Below are 18,002 nucleotides of genomic sequence, written 5' to 3'. Positions count from 1 at the left end.
CGGCAAGGGGAGGGGGACATGGCCACGATCGAGGTCTTCACGATCGGCGGGGGCGAATACCTCGTCAACGTGTTCCAGGCGGTGGCAAGCTGGACCGGCTCGGGCGGCTATGGCTCGCTTTTGCAGGTGATCATGGTGATCGCGCTGGGGTGGATGATGCTGACCCTGGCGCTCAGCCAGGATTGGCGCGGCTGGCTCAAGGATTTCATGGTGGTGCTGCTCATCTATACGACCTTGCTTGTCCCCAAGATGGCAGTCCATGTGACGGACCGGGTCAACCCGTCCTTGACGCCAACGCAGGTGGCGGGCGTGCCTCTCGGGCTGGCACTGGTTGCCGGCTTCTCCAGCCAGGTGGGCGACTATCTCGTCCGCGGCGCGGAGCTGGTCTTTGGTTTGCCGAATGACCTCAACTACAGCCGCAACGGCATGATCTATGGCGTGCGCCTCCTCCAGGCGACGCAGGAGCTGCGCCTCCAGGACGCCGAGTTCGCCGCCAACCTGGACGAGCATTTTCGGGTGTGCGTGTTCTACGACATCGCGCTCGGCCAATACTCCCTTTATGAGCTGTCGCGCTCGGATGATCTCTGGGCTGCGATCGGCCCCGGCTCGGCCGGCCGGGCGCAACGCTGGCTGACGCGCAGTGGCTCAGGCGTCAGCTCAACCATTGTCACCTGCCAGGAAGCCTATACTGCGCTCGACGGGCAGTGGGTCAACGGCAGCAACGGCATTCTGGATCGCCTTGGCGAGATCTTCGGGCGCTCGCTCTATCCCAAGGCGACGACCAGCATTGCCAAGGCCAAGCTCTTCTCCGAGCTGCCGGGGGCCTATAGTTATCTTACCAGCACCTCGAAGTCTGCCGCAGACATCATGAAGCAGGCGGTGCTGATGAATGCGATGACGCAATCCATGCATACCATGGCCGGCAGTTCTGGCGCGGCGGCCATCGACGTCTACGCCGCGACCCGGGCGGACCTGCAGACCCAGAATGCCTACCGGGCGATCAGCCATGCGGCTATGAAGTGGGTGCCCATTCTCCAGATCGTCCTGACGGTCGTCTTTTATGCCATGTTCCCGGTGCTGTTCCCGTTGTTCCTGATGCCGCGGCTGGGGCCCTTAATGCTGCGCGGCTATCTGATGGGGTTCTTTTACCTCGCCGCCTGGGGGCCACTTTACGTCGTCCTCAACATGATCCTGATGCTCAAGGCAGGCGTCGATGCCACCGGCGCCGGCGTTGCCGGCAGCGGCGGGCTGACCATGGCCTCCAGCGCCGGGATTGCAGGGGTAATGGATGATGTGGGCGTGCTGGCCGGTTACCTGGTCGCCTCGATCCCCTTCATCGCTGCCGGCATGGCCAAGGGGGCGATGGCCATTGGCGGCCACGCTCACGCTTTCCTTGCGCCGAGCCAGGAGGCAGCGTCCGAGGCCTCGCGCGAGGCAACGACGGGCAACATCAGTTTGGGGACCACCAACTTTGACACCCATGCCTACAACAGCTTCCAGGGCAACCGCTGGGCGGTTGCGGGCGAGTTCTCCGGGGGCAGCGCGTCCTTCGGCTGGCGTCAGGCGGATGGCTCGGTTCTGACCCAGCACGCCGGCACGGAAGTCATGGATGTGGCGCGCTCCAACCTGCCGGTGGTGCCGTCGCTGACGCAGGCGATCGGGGCGGAGTACGGCCAGGCTTCAACCCAGGCGTACAGTCGCGGCGAACAACTGAGCCAGACGGCGGCTGAGCGCTTCAGTCAGGCCGTGCAGCAGTTCCGCGACTTCCGCACCCAGTTCAGCCGCGGCGAGACCACCGAGAACAGCTACGGCGTGCGGGATCAGGACAGCATAAGCCGGGCGTTCTCCACCATCGAACAGGCAGCGCAGACCATGGCGGCGCGGTTCGGGATCTCTGTGCAGGCGGCGGAGGAGGCTGCACTGCAAAGATTCTGGACTGGTCAGACACCCGCTGAGCTTGGGATTGGAACTGGTCGTGCTGTTCCAGGCGTAAACGGGAGCATTGGGCTGCGGTCTACGATCGGTATGCAGCGCAATCGGACGGAGTCCGATCGCGCGGCAGCAGACTCACACGTCGAAGAAATGGAGCAGTTCCTTGAGAACTTTGCCAAGGACAACCGCTGGGCTGAGCAGCGCGAGGCCTTCAAGAGTGCGACGGTTCAGAACACAGACGGGGAGACGCGCACGCTTGCCAGTGCGATGACGGCCAACTTTGAGCAGGGCTCCAGTCTGGCGCTGGAGGCGCGCGAGTACTACGAGCAGGCCGAACGGTTTGAGGAAAGCCAGCGACTGTACAGCCGGGGCGGGGCCGAGGTCTCGACCAATGTCAGCCAGGCCTTGCTGGAGTTCGCAATTGCGGAGCGCGAGCGCACGCCTGAACTCTACGAGAACTTCGATCCGCGCAGCGGCGCGGACTGGAATGCTCAGGGGGGGGCGGTTGCAGCCGAGCGCGACCTGATGCTTCAGAAGTTCATGGCCAGTTATGAGGAGCGGATCGAAGCGGAGGCGGGGCTGCGCGATGTGCCGACGTCAGCCGGGATTGCGGGGGCGCAATTTATAAGCCAATCGCAGTTGCGGGATGCGTTCGAAGAAGCCTCGCTTCGTGTAGACGATCAGGACTGGGGTAACGGCCCATCAATGCTGAAGGACCAAATTGAGGAAACCTACGCGAAACGGGGCAGAGCTGTGGATGATGGGGAAACTTATATTGAGGCTTTAGTAACATACGGCGAGACGCGGATGGAGCAAGCGACCAAGAGAGTTGGGCCCGATCCAAGAGAAGTATTAGACAAAGCACATCGAGACTCAGAAGAATAAAAATTTATAGAAAGTAGCCAATGATCAGCATAATGATTGGCGGTACTAACCCTGCCCCTATTATCGTCAGTATGCTGGGCTCATTGTTAGGGCTTGTCTCTTCGTCTGCACCTATGGACTGATGTGCGCCGTCATCCCAGGGCGCGTCAATGCCGTTTAATAGGCGCGAGACTGGATCACCGAAATCTATACGATGGTGCCGATCGTAGTCGTGCTCCACGGTGTGCTCCTGCCAGCAAAGGCAGCAGGAACCATATACTGAAACGCACTTTATCACAATGAGAGAGACAGAGGGCCAAGTGTCGCTTCATGCTAATGTGGTTGTTACGATTTGCCATTAGTGCGACCGTTGGGATGCCGGACCAGGCGAAGCGAGCCGATATGAATATTTTCTGACGCTTGGCCAGCGGAAATCTCCGATAGCCGGATGATGGAAAAGCCGTCTTCCGTTGATGACGCGAACGGTTGCACGGTGCAAGGTAACGCCGCACAGGGAGGGAGGATTGTCGATCTCGAGCATGACCCCATTTGACAGCTTGGGGCGAGCCCGGCGGGCCGAAAGGGTTTGACGGCATTGTCTGCGCCACTTATTGGCGCCGTCGCATTCCGTGGGCGTCAGTAGGTTTAAGATCGGCTCAGGGCAGTTGTAGAAGAACGGGTGGACCGTTTCATCCATCGTCTTATAACCGAAACGAAGTCCTGCTCGATTGCCTTTGGGATAGTCGAGCTTTGCGATCCCGGCCCAGATTATGTGTGTGCCGTCCGGCTGAAGGTGTTCAACCGCACAGTAGTATTCCGTGATCCTGACAATCGCGGAGGCAAGGACGCGTCGCTGCCCGGACTTGCTGGCCCAAGTGTAAATGCTATCCATGTATGCTTTTACATTCTGCGGTTTTTCGTAGCAGTAGGTCCATCCCATAACGGGTGCTCCGACCAACGATGAGGAATGCCCAATCGCATTCCCTTCCACCCAACCTCTCCCCTGCTTACTCTTAGAGGCTAAGGGGCGTACGCCAGGACGGCACAGTTGACTACAGTCAAAGTAGGTGTGTGCCGCGCTGTAGCGCGGCTCTAGTCTCTGCGTTGACGATATAGACCGCATGGCGCTGTGCGCCCCGGTTGACGTGGGGGCGCAGGTAGCCCTCATACTGTCGTTTAATCATGCCGGCAGCTTCAAGATCGGTGACGGCACGAGAGATGATCGTCTTATTGGTTTGCAGAGCCCGCTCCCGCACAACCTGCTCGATCAGTTTCTCCGCAGCTTCCGGATCAGGCGGTAGCTCATCCTTCATCGTCGTCCGCAGGCGTTGCCGTAGTTCCTGACGGGCGCGGTTTTTGGCCATGAGCGGCAGAAGTTGGATGCCGAGCCAGTCCCTGATCGCCATCGGCTTGCCGTCGATCTCGATCCAGGGCCCGGCACGGCCATCAGGACCGGCTACCTCTGAAATCAAGTTGAGAATAACGAAGGTCTGCCGCGGCCTCTTGGAGACGGTCGTCAACTTTTCAAGGATCTTTCCAACAGAAAGTAGCGCTCCAGTCATAAGCCAATCTCATATTTATCGACGTCAGAAGACCTGATAGTAAGCAAATTTCTATTCTGGATAATAATATTGATCGCGTGGCTTGTCGATTGTTTGCCTGCTGATCTTATGGTGCTTCGTAGTTAGCTAGGCGGGAAATCGGCGGGTCATTGGGAAGTGCTGCTTCCCGTCCGCATGCCGCGCTGACAGAACGTGGCAAATAGAGCAGAGGCGATAGAGGGCATCTCACGACCTGTTATTTTCAGACTTGAAATTTGATCACATGAGATGCAAAGATGTGATCAATACTTCTGAACTAACGTCCTAATCGATGAGCATTAATCGCAGAGCGATTTCGACCACGGCACTTTAGGTTCCGTCCGACAATGACCTCTGATGGCAGCCGCCTGTGGTGGCTTTGGCATTTCAGAAGCATCCATTCTTATTGACTTGTGGACTCTTGCGAACGGGCAGGCTTGGCCTGTGCTGTCGCGCGATAACCAGCAGGCAGAAAGGACGTTTCCATGGCTGTGTCGACGAGCGTTATCCCAAGCAATAGCGGAGCTCTGTGTATGAAGGCGCGACAAGAGAGGGGCGACATAACGCGCAGAAAAATAGTTCTTGCTGCCGTTGAGCTTGGCGCAAGACTTGGTTTTTCTAACATGCCACTTCGTGAGGTCGTAGCGTTATCCGAATCTCGTAACATTAGCGCAATTCATTACCACTTCAAAGGGAAGGAGGGGCTTCTTAGAGAGACTGTCGCAACGATTGACCGTGCGTGGCCATCTGACCTGCCGGACGTTGACTCTGGGAATATACAAGGGTTGCTCTGCCAATTTCTTCTTAATCTTGAAAGACTCAAACAGAGCGAGGCATGGCAGGCTGATGTTGTGCGGTTCATTGCACGCCTCTGTATGGAGGATGCAAAAGGTCCGCAGATGGCCGCAGCAGCGCTTCTAGCGCCGCGCCTGTGGAAAGTTTCCGAGGCCATCGAGTTGATGTACCCGGCAATTCCCTCCGGTGTGCTACGGCAGCGTGTCGGCATAGCCTGTCTTTTGCTTCTGACGATTGCGAGCAATCTGGATCACGTTTGCATGGCGGCGTTGAACTGCGAGGATGTCCAGACAGATCTGGTTCAGCGATATTCATATGCCGTCACTATGGCGGCCAGCGTCATTATGGCGGATTGCCCTTCCTCGCCGGACACCGAAATTCCGGCCCTGTTGCTAACTTTTTCAAATTCTGTGACCGCGCTGGCTAGCGACTAAACCGTGTTGGGCTGCGCGTGTGTGGCCCGCTGGAGGAACCTTCGGTGTTCAGAAAGCTGGTGTTCCAGAGCACAATATGGGCGAGTAACCGGTCAGCGGGGCTCACTGCGTACTTTTGGGTGCTTGATGGAGAGGCGGCAGCATGCTTCGAGGCGTGCTGCCGCTTCAGACCTAGTCGGCGGCCGACTTCAGCATAGGGAATTTGCCGCGCTCAATCCCGGCCATACGATGGCAGTCAGCGGATCGACAGGATTTCTTGCACCGTCGAAGTGTTCGTGTCTTCCTGACACCCGTGCACGCGGATCTGATATTGTGATCTGGTGACTGCCGCCAGGGGAGAGTTTAATGAAAAAGGGTGTTGCGGTTGTAACCGGGGCGAGCCGGGGTGCGGGCCAAGGCATTGCGCGGGCGCTAGGCGCCGCCGGCTATACCGTTTACGTCACCGGACGCAGCCAGACGGCGGATGCGTCTCCGCTGGGCGGAACAATTCATGAAACGGCAGCGCAGGTGACCGCAGCCGGAGGACGTGGCATCGCCTACGCCTGTGACCATGCCGACGACGAGGCGGTGCGCAACCTGTTTGCGACTGTGGAGAGCAACGAAGGGCAGCTGGACATTCTGGTCAACAATGCCGCGGCGATCAGCAACGACCTGATCCAGCGCGGCCCTTTCTGGACCAGGCCGGACCGGATGGCCGACATCATCACGGTAGGCCTTAGGTCGAGCTATGTTGCGGCCCATGCGGCAGCGCCCCTGCTCGTGACCAAGCCCGGTGGGCTGATCGTTTTCACCTCCGCGCCGGGCGCGGTCAACTACGCCCACGGCCCCGCTTATGGCGCGCAGAAGGCTGGCACCGACAAGATGTCTGCCGACATGGCTGTGGATCTGCGCCCTTTCGGCGCGGCGTCTGTCTCTATCTGGATGGGTCTGCTGAAGACGGCGCGATCGGCGGCCTCTATGGCCGAAAAGCCGGGGCAGTTTGACTTTCTGTTGCCACACATGGAATCGCCCGATTTTACAGGGCGCATTATCGCGGCAATTCACAGCGATCCGAACATGATGGACCTGTCGGGCCACACCGTGATCGGTGCAGAGCTCGCCAAGCAATATGGCGTGCTCGACATTGACGGCAGCAGCCCGGCGTCGCTTCGCCCCGTGGTTGGTGGCCCGTTCAAATACGACGATCTCATCATTGATTGAAGGGTAGTACAGCGGCGAATGCCCGTGTCCTGCGTCAGTACGCGGTTTAGGAACCGGTACGGGGTTAAGGCACCGCAGTTCGCCTGTTAAGGAACAGCGACACACACTGACAGTGTCAGTGTTCCTTAACAGGCGTGCTGGCCCATGAATAAAACTAAAACAATATTAATGCCATAGGCAGCACTCGCGGTTCATACACTGTGAACTGGCGCTGAAATGTTCCTTAACCGCGTACTGAGCGGGCTGCCAAATGGGATGTGAAAGACGCGCCGTACCCCCTTTCTGACTCGAGAAAAGGCTGCATTGCGCCCAGATCGGACTTCTCCGCGGCTCGGGGTTTCCCAAAGAAGCGGACGTCCGTTCAGATAGGCTGTAGATTGTCTGCTGCGATCTGTACGCTGCGCACAACCTCCCCCCTACCAAAGCGCTGGTCGCGGCCAGGTGTTCGGATCAGCTTCCAGCTTCGACGCGAGATCTCGATCAGATACACGGCGCAATGCCTCGGCCGCTACGAACTGGGCGCGCATCGCAAGCACCATTAGTTCGGTCCGGGTCATGCCGTGCGACGCATAGCGGGTACCGACATAGTCAGGGAAATGCGTGACTGCGCCGCGAAGGCGATCGTCGCGCGCAGTCGAGACCTCGCCGATCAACGCCTCGGCGAGCTTATCAAGGTGGTGCGATAGTTTGCGGTATTGCGGCTCAGGCCAGCCGCGCACGGCAAGCGCCCCTTTGAGCGCCAGCTCGGCGGTCAGGCAGATTGTCTGTGCGGCCGCGTCAATATCGATTTCACCGGCGAGGATACGAGCGGTCGCCGCGAGGGATGAGCGCGCGTTGGCGAAAAGCTGCGGCCCATTCCCGGTCCCATGTAACAGATCACTGACGCCATAGGCGAAATCCCACAGGTCGGCGACGCCGTAAAAGGCGCGCCAACCCTGTTCCGGATAGTGCTTGAAGATAAGCTCCAGCTCCTCGCGCGGTATCTCGATGCAGTCGATCAGGTTCACGGGGACGGTGCCGTAAGCGACGGTGACGCAAACCGGGTACATCTGGTCACGCAGCGCCACGCCGCCCTTGAGCATCGCCGGCATCGAGAAGTCACCCGCGGGGTAGAGCTCACGGTAGATCACCATGAGCGGATCCCACATTTCCTTGTCGAAGACGTCGCCGAAGATGCCCTCGGCCCTCATCCAGGCCATCGCGACGTGAAACGGCTGCTGGTGCAGCTTCAAGCCCTGCGCGATCAGTTCGTCGTCGCGCTGGCGCACGAACTCCTTGTCGATGGTTTTCGTCACAAGAACTTCTCCGCCAGCTTGCGCTTCCCCCGGGGATCGGAATGCGTGATCTTGCGATCCTCGGGATAGTAGAAGCCGGTAATGTAGAGATCGAATTCGCGAATCTGCACGCGCACTGACAGCTCGTGATTGTCACCCCAGGTATCGCGCACCGACGCCTGACATGTCTCCCCGCGCATCTCGAACGTGAAGGATTCACGCTTTTCCTTTTCCCATTCGGCCACGGCGGTGCGGATCAGCGTCTCGCTGATCGCGTCCCGCTTTTTCTGCGCCAGCATATCGAGCGAGGACTCCTTGATCGGCCCGAACATGCCGCTGGCGTTCATCGCCTCAAGGATCTTGCGCATGTGGTTGCCTGTATGCTGGTTCACAAACAGCGACGAGCGCGAGCCATGTGGGCCGCCGAGCAGGTTCGAGCGAATATTCCACCACGTCTCGGCCACCTGCGCGCTGCTCGCTTCTGCAGCCGCCTGCTGCGCGAACCAGGCCAGGGCATCGCGGCTGCGGATCGTGCCATCGGCCTCAAGTTCTACGGCGTTAGCGACGACGACGACTGGATGCGCGCTATCGGCGTACAGCGGCTGGTCGAGGCGATACGCGTGAAGGCCGGGCACCTCATTTACCGCCGCTACCAGCTTGTCAGCCCTATCATCCGAATAGGGGCAGGTGACGAACCCGCGTACGAACTCGGCCGTGTGATCAAGCCCCCGGTAGGTTTCGAGTTGCGACAGGCTGCCGATATGCTCAGCGCCTTTGCGGGGCGGCGCTGTGAGAATCGGGTGCCAGTCAGGATAATAGTCAACCGCATTGCCGAGTTCCTCGATGAGCTGCTCGACTAACGCGCGGCCGGCATCGGGATTGGTCAGACTTTTGGTTAGGTAGGTCATTGCCTTAGCATTCTGCTGAAGCGCGACGGTCGGGGAGCGAAATTCCATATAGAAAACCTTACGTAAAGCGTATGAAACACGTGACTATAGCTTGTCACGTTGTTTGTCAAATACGCGTGATATGCCGTTGTCGCGTCGCAGGCCGTCAGGAGGTTAAGGGCCGCTGGGCGATGTCGGCGGGGGCGCCGGCCGATCATCGTATCGACCGAACGCGGATTGCCTGGGTCCGGTGCTTCCCAATTGCCAGGCCCGGGTACGGCGTCACGGCATTCAGGAGCGCTGGTGTGACAGCATTGGCGGGGGGGCACCGTGCTCGACGCGGCCGATGGCGCTAATGGATTGCGAGTATTAGGAGACAGGCACGAGGCCGCTCTCGATCCCGAATGGCAAGGGAATGGCGGTGACTACGCACCGGAAGGCGACCACTGATCCGCTGCACGACCGCCAACTATCGTACCTACACTCTTCCTGAAGAACAGGCGACCAACGCGACGGGCACAGACTGATCTCTTGCTGACAGCCTTAAATGTCTCTGATAGCTATCCAAACCACGACGGCAGACTCCAGCTCAGGTGGTGCGCTCACCCATGCAGCGTTGGTTGTATAGAGCTGTGCCGAAAGGGGAGCGTCAACGTCCTGCGCCAGTACGCGGTTTAGGAACCAGTACGCGGTTAGGGCGCCGCAGTTCGCCTATTAAGGAACACTGACATCAACGCACTGATAAGCAGCAATGTCACTTTACCCAGCGATTTTTGATAAAGTGACATGTGTGACACTGAAGAGGGTGATTATCAGTGTTTCATAGTGTTCGTTAATTCCTAAACTGGTGCCGTAATTCGTGAGCCGAAGCTGGCCGCTAGTGGACTGACCCGTATAGGGATCACAGCCCTACTTAGCAGACACTTCCATTGGCTGCCGGCGAGCGCCGGCTTCTATCACGGATCGTCAAGTCCCGAAACGCACGCGATGCACCTCGTGTAGGTCGAGAGCGTCGTTCAAACCGCAGCGGGGCAGGTGATGGCGGCCAAGGCTGGACTGTCTGCCTCCAGGCGACCCTTGGGAAGAGCTGTTGTGTAGTGCGCATGCTGTATAGCGTGCGATAATCTGGCTAAGGGCTCTTACTGCGGAGCCTTTTAACCCGGCGATCCTGCTTCCTCCGTGCGGGTATCCTAGCGATGCTTGTGCTCCGAGGCGGGCATCCTAATCTTCAGCGCATAAGGGGACTGCCGAGAATGGTCGAGCTTGATTATGGCGATCTTCCAATCGCCACGCCGGATGAAGATGTGTTCGGTATCGACCCGTTCGTTTTATCACTGGCGCGTAGCCTACGGCGCATGCGGACGCCGCAGGGCGTTGTCGTCGCAATCAACGGACCATGGGGTTCGGGCAAATCGAGCGCGATCAATCTGCTTCAGCATCATTTGACCGATGCGGTCGCGGCGAACGAACTGGTAATCGTACAGTTCAATCCGTGGTGGTTCCGCGGGGAGGAGGCGCTGGTGCTCGCCTTCTTTCGTGAGCTCTATGCGGCGACTGGTCCAAGTCTTGGCGAGAAGGCGAAGAAGATGCTGCCTAAGCTCGGGGCGAAGCTGCTCAAAGCTGGAAGTGTCGCTGCACCCATCGCCGATCTCGCTGGCGCATCGGGCGCCGGCGCGCTCGTATCCGGAACGATGGACTGGCTAAGTGGCCTGATCGAGAGCGACGGAGAGAGCGTTGAGTTGCTCCACAGTGAGCTTTCCAAAGCGCTCGCGGCACAGCAGAAGCGCTTTGTCGTTCTTATCGATGACATCGACCGCCTCGCACCGGATGAGGCGCTCGCAATGTTCCGGCTCGTCAAGTCTGTCGGCCGCTTACCCAATGTCCTCTATGTTCTCGCGTTCGACCGGCAACTTGCAGAGCGGGCAGTTGCCGAGCGCTTTCCATCCGAGGGGCCCCATTATCTGGAAAAGATCGTCCAAGCAGCGTTCGAGTTGCCGACGCCCGACCGCGACGACCTTGTCGCCCATCTCTTCAGCAGCGTCCTTGGAATCATCGGGAAGCCCGACGAGCAGCACATAGTTCACTTCTACAACATGTTTCATGAGGTTGTCGCGCCCGAGATCAATACTCCTCGCGACGTTGTGCGATATCGGAACGCGCTGTCGGTGACTTGGCCTGCAGTCACGGGCGACGTCGATGCAGGTGATTTCATCGCCCTCGAGGCGTACCGTCTGTTCCAACCCTCAATCTACGCGGCAATCCGGCGTCACGGTGCTGAGCAGGCGACCGGCACGGCACCGACCGGGGACAGTCGCGCCTCAGCAGAGGAACTGGATGCGTTGTTCCTTGGCGGAGTTGTTGACACTATGCGATATCGCCGTGGGCTGGTCAGGTTGTTTCCACGTCTCGCAAGTGGCTGGGATAATATGTGGTACAGTCTGGATCGCAACTGGGCACGCGATCGGCGCATCTGCTCTCGCAAGTATTTTCGCACCTATTTCGGATTGAGCCCGTCGGAGGCGACTATCCCCCGTGCCGAGCTTAAGCGTCTATTGGAGAGCCCACCTAACGTCAGCGCGCTGCAGTCGACGCTTCGGATCGCGCTCGGCACTACGCGGCGTGATCTGTCGACGCGTGCGCCGATCTATCTCGAGGCGTTGACTGATGCGGCCGAGGATGTGCCGCTCGCCGATTGCGCGGTATTTCTGGGTGCGATATTTGCTATGGCGGACGAACTTGATCGGGTCGAGGATGAAGCACGGGGCTTCGCGCTGGGAGATAACTGGTGGCGAATTACCTGGCTGATGCGCGCAATGCTAATGGACCGGACAACACTGCCCGAGCGCTCGGCAATCCTGATGGAAGCGGTAAAAAGCGCTGGATTGAGTTGGCTTCTGTGGCTTTCGAACTTCGCGTGGCGCGCATTCCATCCACGCCAAGATGGGCGGCCTAAGGGCGAGCATGATTGCATCCTCACGCTTGAGGACGCGACAGCATTGCGTGCGACCGCGCTCGAACAGATCAGGGATTCTGCGGCCGATGGGACGCTGATCGGTACGCCCCGGCTCGACGAAGTGCTCTTCTCCTGGCTGGACATGGCTGACGATGGAGGCGCGGAGATCAAAGCCTGGTCAGACCGACAGCTTGACGATGATAGGGCGGTTGCTCGCCTCGCCCGAGCCTTCATGTCAACCAAGTGGAGCCAAAGCGGGGACGACTTGGTCGCACGGGGCTCCGATAAAGCAAATGTTCACTCGCTCGCCGACATTCTTGATCGCGACCGTTTTCGTGCGCGCGTGGTGGCGCTTGATACGGCAGGCATGCTCGACCAACATGACGCAGATGCGGTGCGGCGGTTTCGTCAGGCGTGGGAGCGGGAGGATGCCGCGAAAGACTAAGCCGGTATGTGGCTCCTGACGGCTGGGAGGGGCGTTAACCTGCTGCGAAATTTAAAAGTAGTTTTCATATATTTCAGATTAACGGAGAAAAATAGACGAATTAAGCCGATGATATGCTCTGCCTTATGCTGGCAGCATTTTGTGCTTAGAGCAGCGCCGACGCCAGATGTCGGTATGCTCAGGTAACGGCCGTCCGCTGCTTGCCGATCTCGTGCGATCAGCCACTTTTGCTGCGGCCGGCCGTCTGACCGTCATTGCTACTGCGCTACGGGCAACAGAGAAGGCGCGGTGTTTTCCGTTGCTGGTTGGCTGCTTTGAATTGTCGAAGTGGACATGCTTGGCAAATCTTCGCTTCGTGCCGAGGCGCGGATGGATGGGCTTATGCTTACTTGGTCTTCCGAACGACGGATGGCGAACTCCAGTAGCGCGATAACCTGCTGCGGCCGTTCACGATGAACGCCAGCAACGCAGACAACGAGATAAAAGCAGATCGCCAAGATCAACGGCACCCACAAGAATACGTTGCTGTCCTGCTCCAGGAGAGAAGCGGCGGATAGCGTAGCGGCTGCAAAGGCGGGGAAAAGCCCAAGCTTGCGCAGGTCTCCGCCCAGCAGTGACACGCGACCGTCGAAGCTGTCCCAGCAGTGCCGATATTGGATCAGACCATATTCCAGAATCGCCTTGTCGAATGCGCCAAGTTGAGCAAGAAAATTGGAATCACTGTGCAGGTCATTCTCAAGGAGAGCATGCATGGTGGAAAAGCGTTTCTCGGATCCACCAGTATAAACGGAGTAAAGTCCGTATCCCAATGCGGTAAAATAGGCGAGTCCGCAAAGGACGTGAACGCCTAAAACTCCATAAATATGCATCAGAATATTCTGCAGCGGCGCAACGAGGCGATGCCAAGCGATTAGTCCCGCGAAGGTGAGCACAGTGATGATGTATCCGGCTAGCAGAGTATGCTCAAGCCTCTGCTGGCACTTAGATCGCGCGGGCTGATTCCCCTCCCTTACCTGCAGCGTCATTTCTTTCAGAAGCAGGAAAAGAGCGTTAAGCTTGTCGTGCTGAAACATTTCACCGTCCTTCTTGAGAGACTCCGCTGCCACTGCGGGTTTTAGTGAATTTCCCGGGGATTTTGTGCCTATGGAACGCCATTTATGACCCGTCTGCCAAGCTCGCCAAGGTCAAGGCGTGACGCGCGTTCCGGTCCTGCTGGACTGAGGTTGAGCGCTTGGCGAGTACGTGTTGGCCCAGGCATCCACATTCTTCTCCACGAGCGGCGACCTAGCGGAAGTAGGACCTATGCAATTTACCCGCCCATTCTGGGCCAACTCTTAATGCCGGAAGGGAAGACGTCGCGTTTCTCTCAGATGTCGATGCCCGGGGTGCGTTTCGGTCCGCCTCCAAGGCCGGGAGCAGGGGTCGGCGCTTGTCTGACCGGCGGTACCGTGCGGCCTGCCGGGCTTTGACCAGGCGGCGCGAGGGGGGCAGGCGGCGGCTGGACGGAGGGTTGCGAGTTGGCCGCAGCGGCTGGCGCGAGTTTGCCGAGCACCTCGAGGGACGATGTCTTGTCGCCGGTGTTGTCCATGAGCCGACGGCTGAGCTTTTGGATGGAGTCTACGAACAGGAGGGGATCGTCCCGGGTCCGAGTGATGGTCACCAGGAACAGCCGCTGATTGGACAGGTAGCGCTCCCGGCTGTCCATCACTGCAATGCCCTTCTCCGAGGTCAAGCCCTGGGCCATGTGGGCGTTGAGCGCATAGGCGAGGTCGAGACGCCTTAGCATAGGGTCGTTGAGCGGCAGGAGCACCTGCTGCCTGGCCGCGGTCTCGACCAGCACCCCATCGTTGTTGATCCTTGCGATTTTGGCGAGGTCAGCATTGAGCAGGCCGCGTTCCTTGTCGTTCGTCGTCCAGCGGATCTGGTCGCCACGATAGACTGTAAGGCTTTTGGCTTCGTAGAGACGCAGCGTCTCGCGGGTGCGATTGGGGGCCAGAGCCTGGGGGGAGAACCGTCGGGCCTCGCCGCTGTCGGTCCGGACGGTCACCCGCGCCTTCGCCTGGTCAACCTCTGTAATCGTGCCCCAGGTGCCCGCTTTGATGCCCGCGGTGGGCGACCGCCTCGCAAACTCGATACGTTGGCCGGGTTTGTAGGTCTGGAGGATGCGCTCCTGCTCAAGGCTTAGGGGCAGGCGCTCGAGAACGGTCAGGTTCAAGCCGGGGCCTTTGAGGACGCCCTCGTCCCGCAGGCCTTGCTGCACGACTGTGTTGATCATGGCGCGGGCCTCGCGGCCGGAGGCATAAAGAGCAGTTTGCGCACGTTCCTCAGGTGGCAGTGCCAGCCATGCCTGCGCTGCAGCGCCGGCCGGATTGCCGTCTTCTCGCATGTAGGGCTGGAGCATGCGGACGGTCTCGGAGATCCGTCCTTCGTAAGCGGCCTTTGCGGCCGTCTTCATCCTCTGGGAGCGCTGGCGCAGATTCTGGTTCATCTGGGCTGTCGGCAGGCCGGCGGCCTGCTGGAACTCGAACGGCTTGCCGGCGTCGATGGCCCCGATCTGCTTCTTGTCGCCGACAAAAGCCATCCGCTGCACGCCGAGGGCGTCTGCGATCCGCATCAGCGTGAGCTTGTCGCTGTTGGAGACCATCGAGGCCTCATCGACCAGGAGGAATGCCCCCTTGAAGGCTGCTTGCTTTGCGGCGAGTTCGGCCGGATCGAGCGTGCCCTCAAGAATACCGCGATGCTCAGCGATGAAGCTGCGAATGGTCCGGGAATCGATGCCTGTTTCCCGCTCGAGCATGCGCACAAGCCGGTTCTGGTGACCCAGCCCAAGGACGGCATGGCCCTCGGCCTTCAGAACGACTGCAGCAGCCTTGAGCATGGCGGTCTTGCCGGAGCCTGCAACGCCCTGCACCCCGACATACCGATCGGATGAGGACACGATCATCCGGCCAGCGGCCTCCTGTCCCGGGTTCAGGCGGTTGCCAAGGCTCGCTTGGGCAGCGGCCTGGAGACGCGCGCCGGCTTCTCGTGCCGGCAGGACAGCCTGAGACTGCCCCTTTGCCTCACGGAGCTTCTCAAGGATCCGGTTCTCCGTATCGAGGGCGTCCGGTGTCGTCAGCATCTGGGCATGCTGGCGCCGGCCGCGCAGGAGGAGGCCGGCGGCCTGCAACTGGCTGATCCGCTTTTCGACGTCCTCACCCGAAATGGGCAGATGCAGATCAAGGGCGGATTTGTAGAGATCATGCTCGTCCCAGGCAGCTTCCCGCTGGGAGAGATGGCGGATGGCCGAGGCGACGGCGTGGGCTGCGGCCAGTTCGCCGGGTTTGAGGTCTCCCGGCGTCTCGGGGACAAAGGGGTCTGGGCTTTTCTCAGGTGCAGGATTGCCCGTCTGATGCCGCCCTCCGGACTTACCCTCGATTTGTTCAAGGATGAACCCGAGAACGGCGCCGATGCGGTCGGCAAGGCCGGCCCTTCCGGCCGTCATTCTGTCCCAGAGGCTTTGCCGGGGAGAGGACGCCTTTTCTGCGGCGCGAACCAGCGCGCCGAAGTCGACGCCAAGCTGGGCCGCCTGCTCCTGCCAGCGCGCCGCAACGGCGTCGCGATCGACCAGGGCGGGTTTGCGCCGGCGTGTCTTCAGCGCCATCGCATCCTTTGTCTGAGGCGTCTGGTGCGCCAGACTTTCGTAGGCTTCGTTGATCTCCCTGGAGCGGGTGCTGAAGGCCTCGATGACCGCGCGGGGGATGCCGACAATCTCGAAACTGCCATGCTTGCCGTGGGGCGCAGTTTCATATCCGAGGCCGGGCAGTCTGGATCGCATATAGGCGTTGTACAGGCTCGAGAGCAGCGTCATGCGCTGCCAGAGCGGATCATTGTGCACGGTGCGCCACTTGTCGTCGGGCCCGCGGGTGGCGTTTGCAATGGGCACATGCGTGTGGAGATCCGGCTCGTGATTTCGGTTGGTGTCATGCTCCACCAGCGCCATCAGGAGATTGCCGGTTTTCACCTTGATTGTGGCGCCCGCCACCTCGATCCGCGTCTGCGCGAGGTGCTTCTCGGCCCAGGTCAGCGTGTGGCGGACGGCCTCCCGGTGCAATTCTATGAGCCGCTTGTCGCCGCCCACGAGCGCAAGCAACGACACGCTCTTGGGCGGCGAGAAAGCAAGCTCGAAACCCGGGCGATGCTGCCCCTTTTCAGCAAGGCTGGTACCGTCAGGCAGCCGCCCCTCGAGCACTGCTTGAAGAGTTTCTTTGGTAACCGGACCGGACAGACCGAGTTCCTCCGCGCCCTTGCCGAACCAGGACGTGTGGGGCTCGGCCTCCTCGCCGGACGTGTAGAAGTTATCCTTGGTGTAGTAGTCGGCCGCGCCGCTGGCGGACGTGATCCGGCTGGGGGTGATCATGGTCGCACTCCTCAGAAGGATGCCCAGTCATCCAGATCCATGGTTGGATCTTTGGGGTCGGGCAGGGGCGTTCTGGCTTCCTCCTTCGCCAGGTCCGCCTTGGGGGCGGATGCCTGAATCTGTCCGAGCGGCGTCTGACCAAAGTCGGCTTCCGCACGAGCACGCTTTGTTGCCTCGCTCTCCATGGTCTGTCCGGCCTTGCGTCTGCGTTGGGCGTTGCCGGATGCACCTTGGTTGCCGCTCTGCGCAGCTTCAGCTGCCGGCGGCGAGGGTGCGCGCCCTCCGCCCTCCGCTTCATCCTCTGGCGGTGGCAGGGTCAGACTGAACTCCTGCTGGAGAGGTTTGATCGTGGCGGCAGGAGGGCGTCGGACAAAGGCGTCTGCGCGGGTTGCGTAGGTGCGATAGCGCAGCTTGACCGGTGCTGCCGGGAACCCGCCGGGGAACTTGATGTACCCGTAAAGGTTGGGCAGATTCATGATGTCGTCGGGCATCACCAGGGGCTCGACCTTGGTCTGCGGCGTCAGCGTGACCGCATCACGCACCGAGCTGGCGCCGTAGCTGTAGCCCTCTTCCATCTTGCGGAACTGGCGATGCCCAAGGAACTCGGAGCACCATTTGGCGGTCTCGTAATCGCTGGTCGCCAGGATCAGTTTGGTGCGGGCCAGCGATGCCAGGGTGGTCGCCATCCGCTCGCCATAGGTTTCCTTGAGCTTGGCGATCGCGTGGATGCCAAGGAGGAATGCGCCGCCGAAGTTGCGGCTGGTCTGCAGGCCCTTTTCGATGGCCGGCAGGCGGTGCAGCGCGCCCAGCTCATCGAACAGAAACCAGAGGCGCAAGGCGCGATTGATTGGCAGGCTGGTCAGCGTATGAATGGCTGTGTCGGTCCAGAGCGTGAGCAGGCTCTTGACCATCGCCAGGTCCGCATAGCGGGCGGAGATGAAGAGGATCGAGCCGGCATGGCGCTCGTCCTCGATCCAGCGGCGGATTGAAAAGGCATCGCCAGACTGGGGCAAGGAGAGCAGGGCCTGGGCGTTGACGTTGAAGACAGCCCGAATGCTTTCAGCCATGCGGGCCGCCTCCGGCGCGGTCAGCGGATCCGCCATGGTGTTCCGGAGCAGCTTATGAACCTGGGCGAGGGAGGTCGTCATCAGCTCGCGGGCCAGATCCTCGTTGCTGGTGCGCCCCAGCAGCTGCAGCCTGAGGCAGGCCTCAACGAACAGCAGGCGGGCCGCCAGGATC

Annotated in this window: 11 protein-coding genes; 4 read left to right on the top strand and 7 right to left on the bottom strand. The window is 60.1% G+C overall.

Annotated features, from left to right (window positions below; all coding sequences use genetic code 11):
• Window positions 1-18 precede the first annotated feature (18 nt).
• Window positions 19-2,817, top strand: coding sequence for a conjugal transfer protein TraG N-terminal domain-containing protein (locus VIG90_RS04040; RefSeq protein ID WP_331592162.1), 2,799 nt, complete (start codon window positions 19-21; stop codon window positions 2,815-2,817).
• 337 nt (window positions 2,818-3,154) lie between these two features.
• Here VIG90_RS04040 and VIG90_RS04035 read toward each other — a convergent pair whose 3' ends face one another.
• Both VIG90_RS04035 and VIG90_RS04030 read right to left on the bottom strand, forming a co-directional pair.
• Window positions 3,155-3,736: a hypothetical protein gene (locus VIG90_RS04035; RefSeq protein WP_331592161.1), complete on the bottom strand. Its 582-nt coding sequence runs from the start codon at window positions 3,734-3,736 to the stop codon at window positions 3,155-3,157.
• A gap of 118 nt (window positions 3,737-3,854) precedes the next feature.
• Window positions 3,855-4,358 carry a hypothetical protein gene (locus VIG90_RS04030; RefSeq protein WP_331592160.1) on the bottom strand — a complete coding sequence of 168 codons (504 nt, stop codon included), beginning with the start codon at window positions 4,356-4,358 and terminating at the stop codon, window positions 3,855-3,857.
• A gap of 503 nt (window positions 4,359-4,861) precedes the next feature.
• Here VIG90_RS04030 and VIG90_RS04025 point away from each other — a divergent pair.
• The gene (locus tag VIG90_RS04025) at window positions 4,862-5,605 is read left to right on the top strand and encodes a TetR/AcrR family transcriptional regulator (protein WP_331592159.1); all 744 of its coding nucleotides are present in this window, start codon (window positions 4,862-4,864) and stop codon (window positions 5,603-5,605) included.
• 345 nt (window positions 5,606-5,950) lie between these two features.
• On the top strand, window positions 5,951-6,805 hold the full coding sequence (locus tag VIG90_RS04020; protein ID WP_331592158.1) for an SDR family NAD(P)-dependent oxidoreductase: 855 nt from the start codon (window positions 5,951-5,953) through the stop codon (window positions 6,803-6,805).
• A gap of 416 nt (window positions 6,806-7,221) precedes the next feature.
• Here VIG90_RS04020 and VIG90_RS04015 read toward each other — a convergent pair whose 3' ends face one another.
• Both VIG90_RS04015 and VIG90_RS04010 read right to left on the bottom strand, forming a co-directional pair.
• Window positions 7,222-8,100 carry a hypothetical protein gene (locus VIG90_RS04015; protein ID WP_331592157.1) on the bottom strand — a complete coding sequence of 293 codons (879 nt, stop codon included), beginning with the start codon at window positions 8,098-8,100 and terminating at the stop codon, window positions 7,222-7,224.
• Entirely contained in the window at window positions 8,097-9,035 is a 939-nt protein-coding gene (locus tag VIG90_RS04010; RefSeq protein WP_331592156.1) for a hypothetical protein, read from the bottom strand. The genes VIG90_RS04015 and VIG90_RS04010 overlap by 4 nt, the downstream gene beginning before the upstream one ends.
• A gap of 1,184 nt (window positions 9,036-10,219) precedes the next feature.
• On the opposite strand from VIG90_RS04010, the gene VIG90_RS04005 reads away from it, so the two are divergent.
• Complete coding sequence (locus tag VIG90_RS04005; protein ID WP_331592155.1) at window positions 10,220-12,364, top strand: KAP family P-loop NTPase fold protein; 2,145 nt, start codon at window positions 10,220-10,222, stop codon at window positions 12,362-12,364.
• A 257-nt stretch (window positions 12,365-12,621) separates the two neighbouring features.
• Here VIG90_RS04005 and VIG90_RS04000 read toward each other — a convergent pair whose 3' ends face one another.
• The 3 genes from VIG90_RS04000 to VIG90_RS03990 form a co-directional block, all read right to left on the bottom strand.
• Window positions 12,622-13,437, bottom strand: a complete 816-nt coding sequence (locus VIG90_RS04000) for a hypothetical protein (RefSeq protein ID WP_331592154.1) — start codon at window positions 13,435-13,437, stop codon at window positions 12,622-12,624.
• Between the two features lie 293 nt (window positions 13,438-13,730).
• On the bottom strand, window positions 13,731-16,763 hold the full coding sequence (mobF, locus tag VIG90_RS03995; protein WP_331592153.1) for a MobF family relaxase: 3,033 nt from the start codon (window positions 16,761-16,763) through the stop codon (window positions 13,731-13,733).
• Between the two features lie 11 nt (window positions 16,764-16,774).
• On the bottom strand, window positions 16,775-18,002 hold a 1,228-nt coding region (locus VIG90_RS03990; protein WP_331592152.1), incomplete at its 5' end, for a type IV secretion system DNA-binding domain-containing protein.

Source organism: Pedomonas sp. (genome assembly GCF_036515995.1).
In the GTDB taxonomy this organism is placed as follows: domain Bacteria; phylum Pseudomonadota; class Alphaproteobacteria; order Sphingomonadales; family Sphingomonadaceae; genus Pedomonas.
This window is presented reverse-complemented; position numbering and strand designations above follow the sequence as displayed.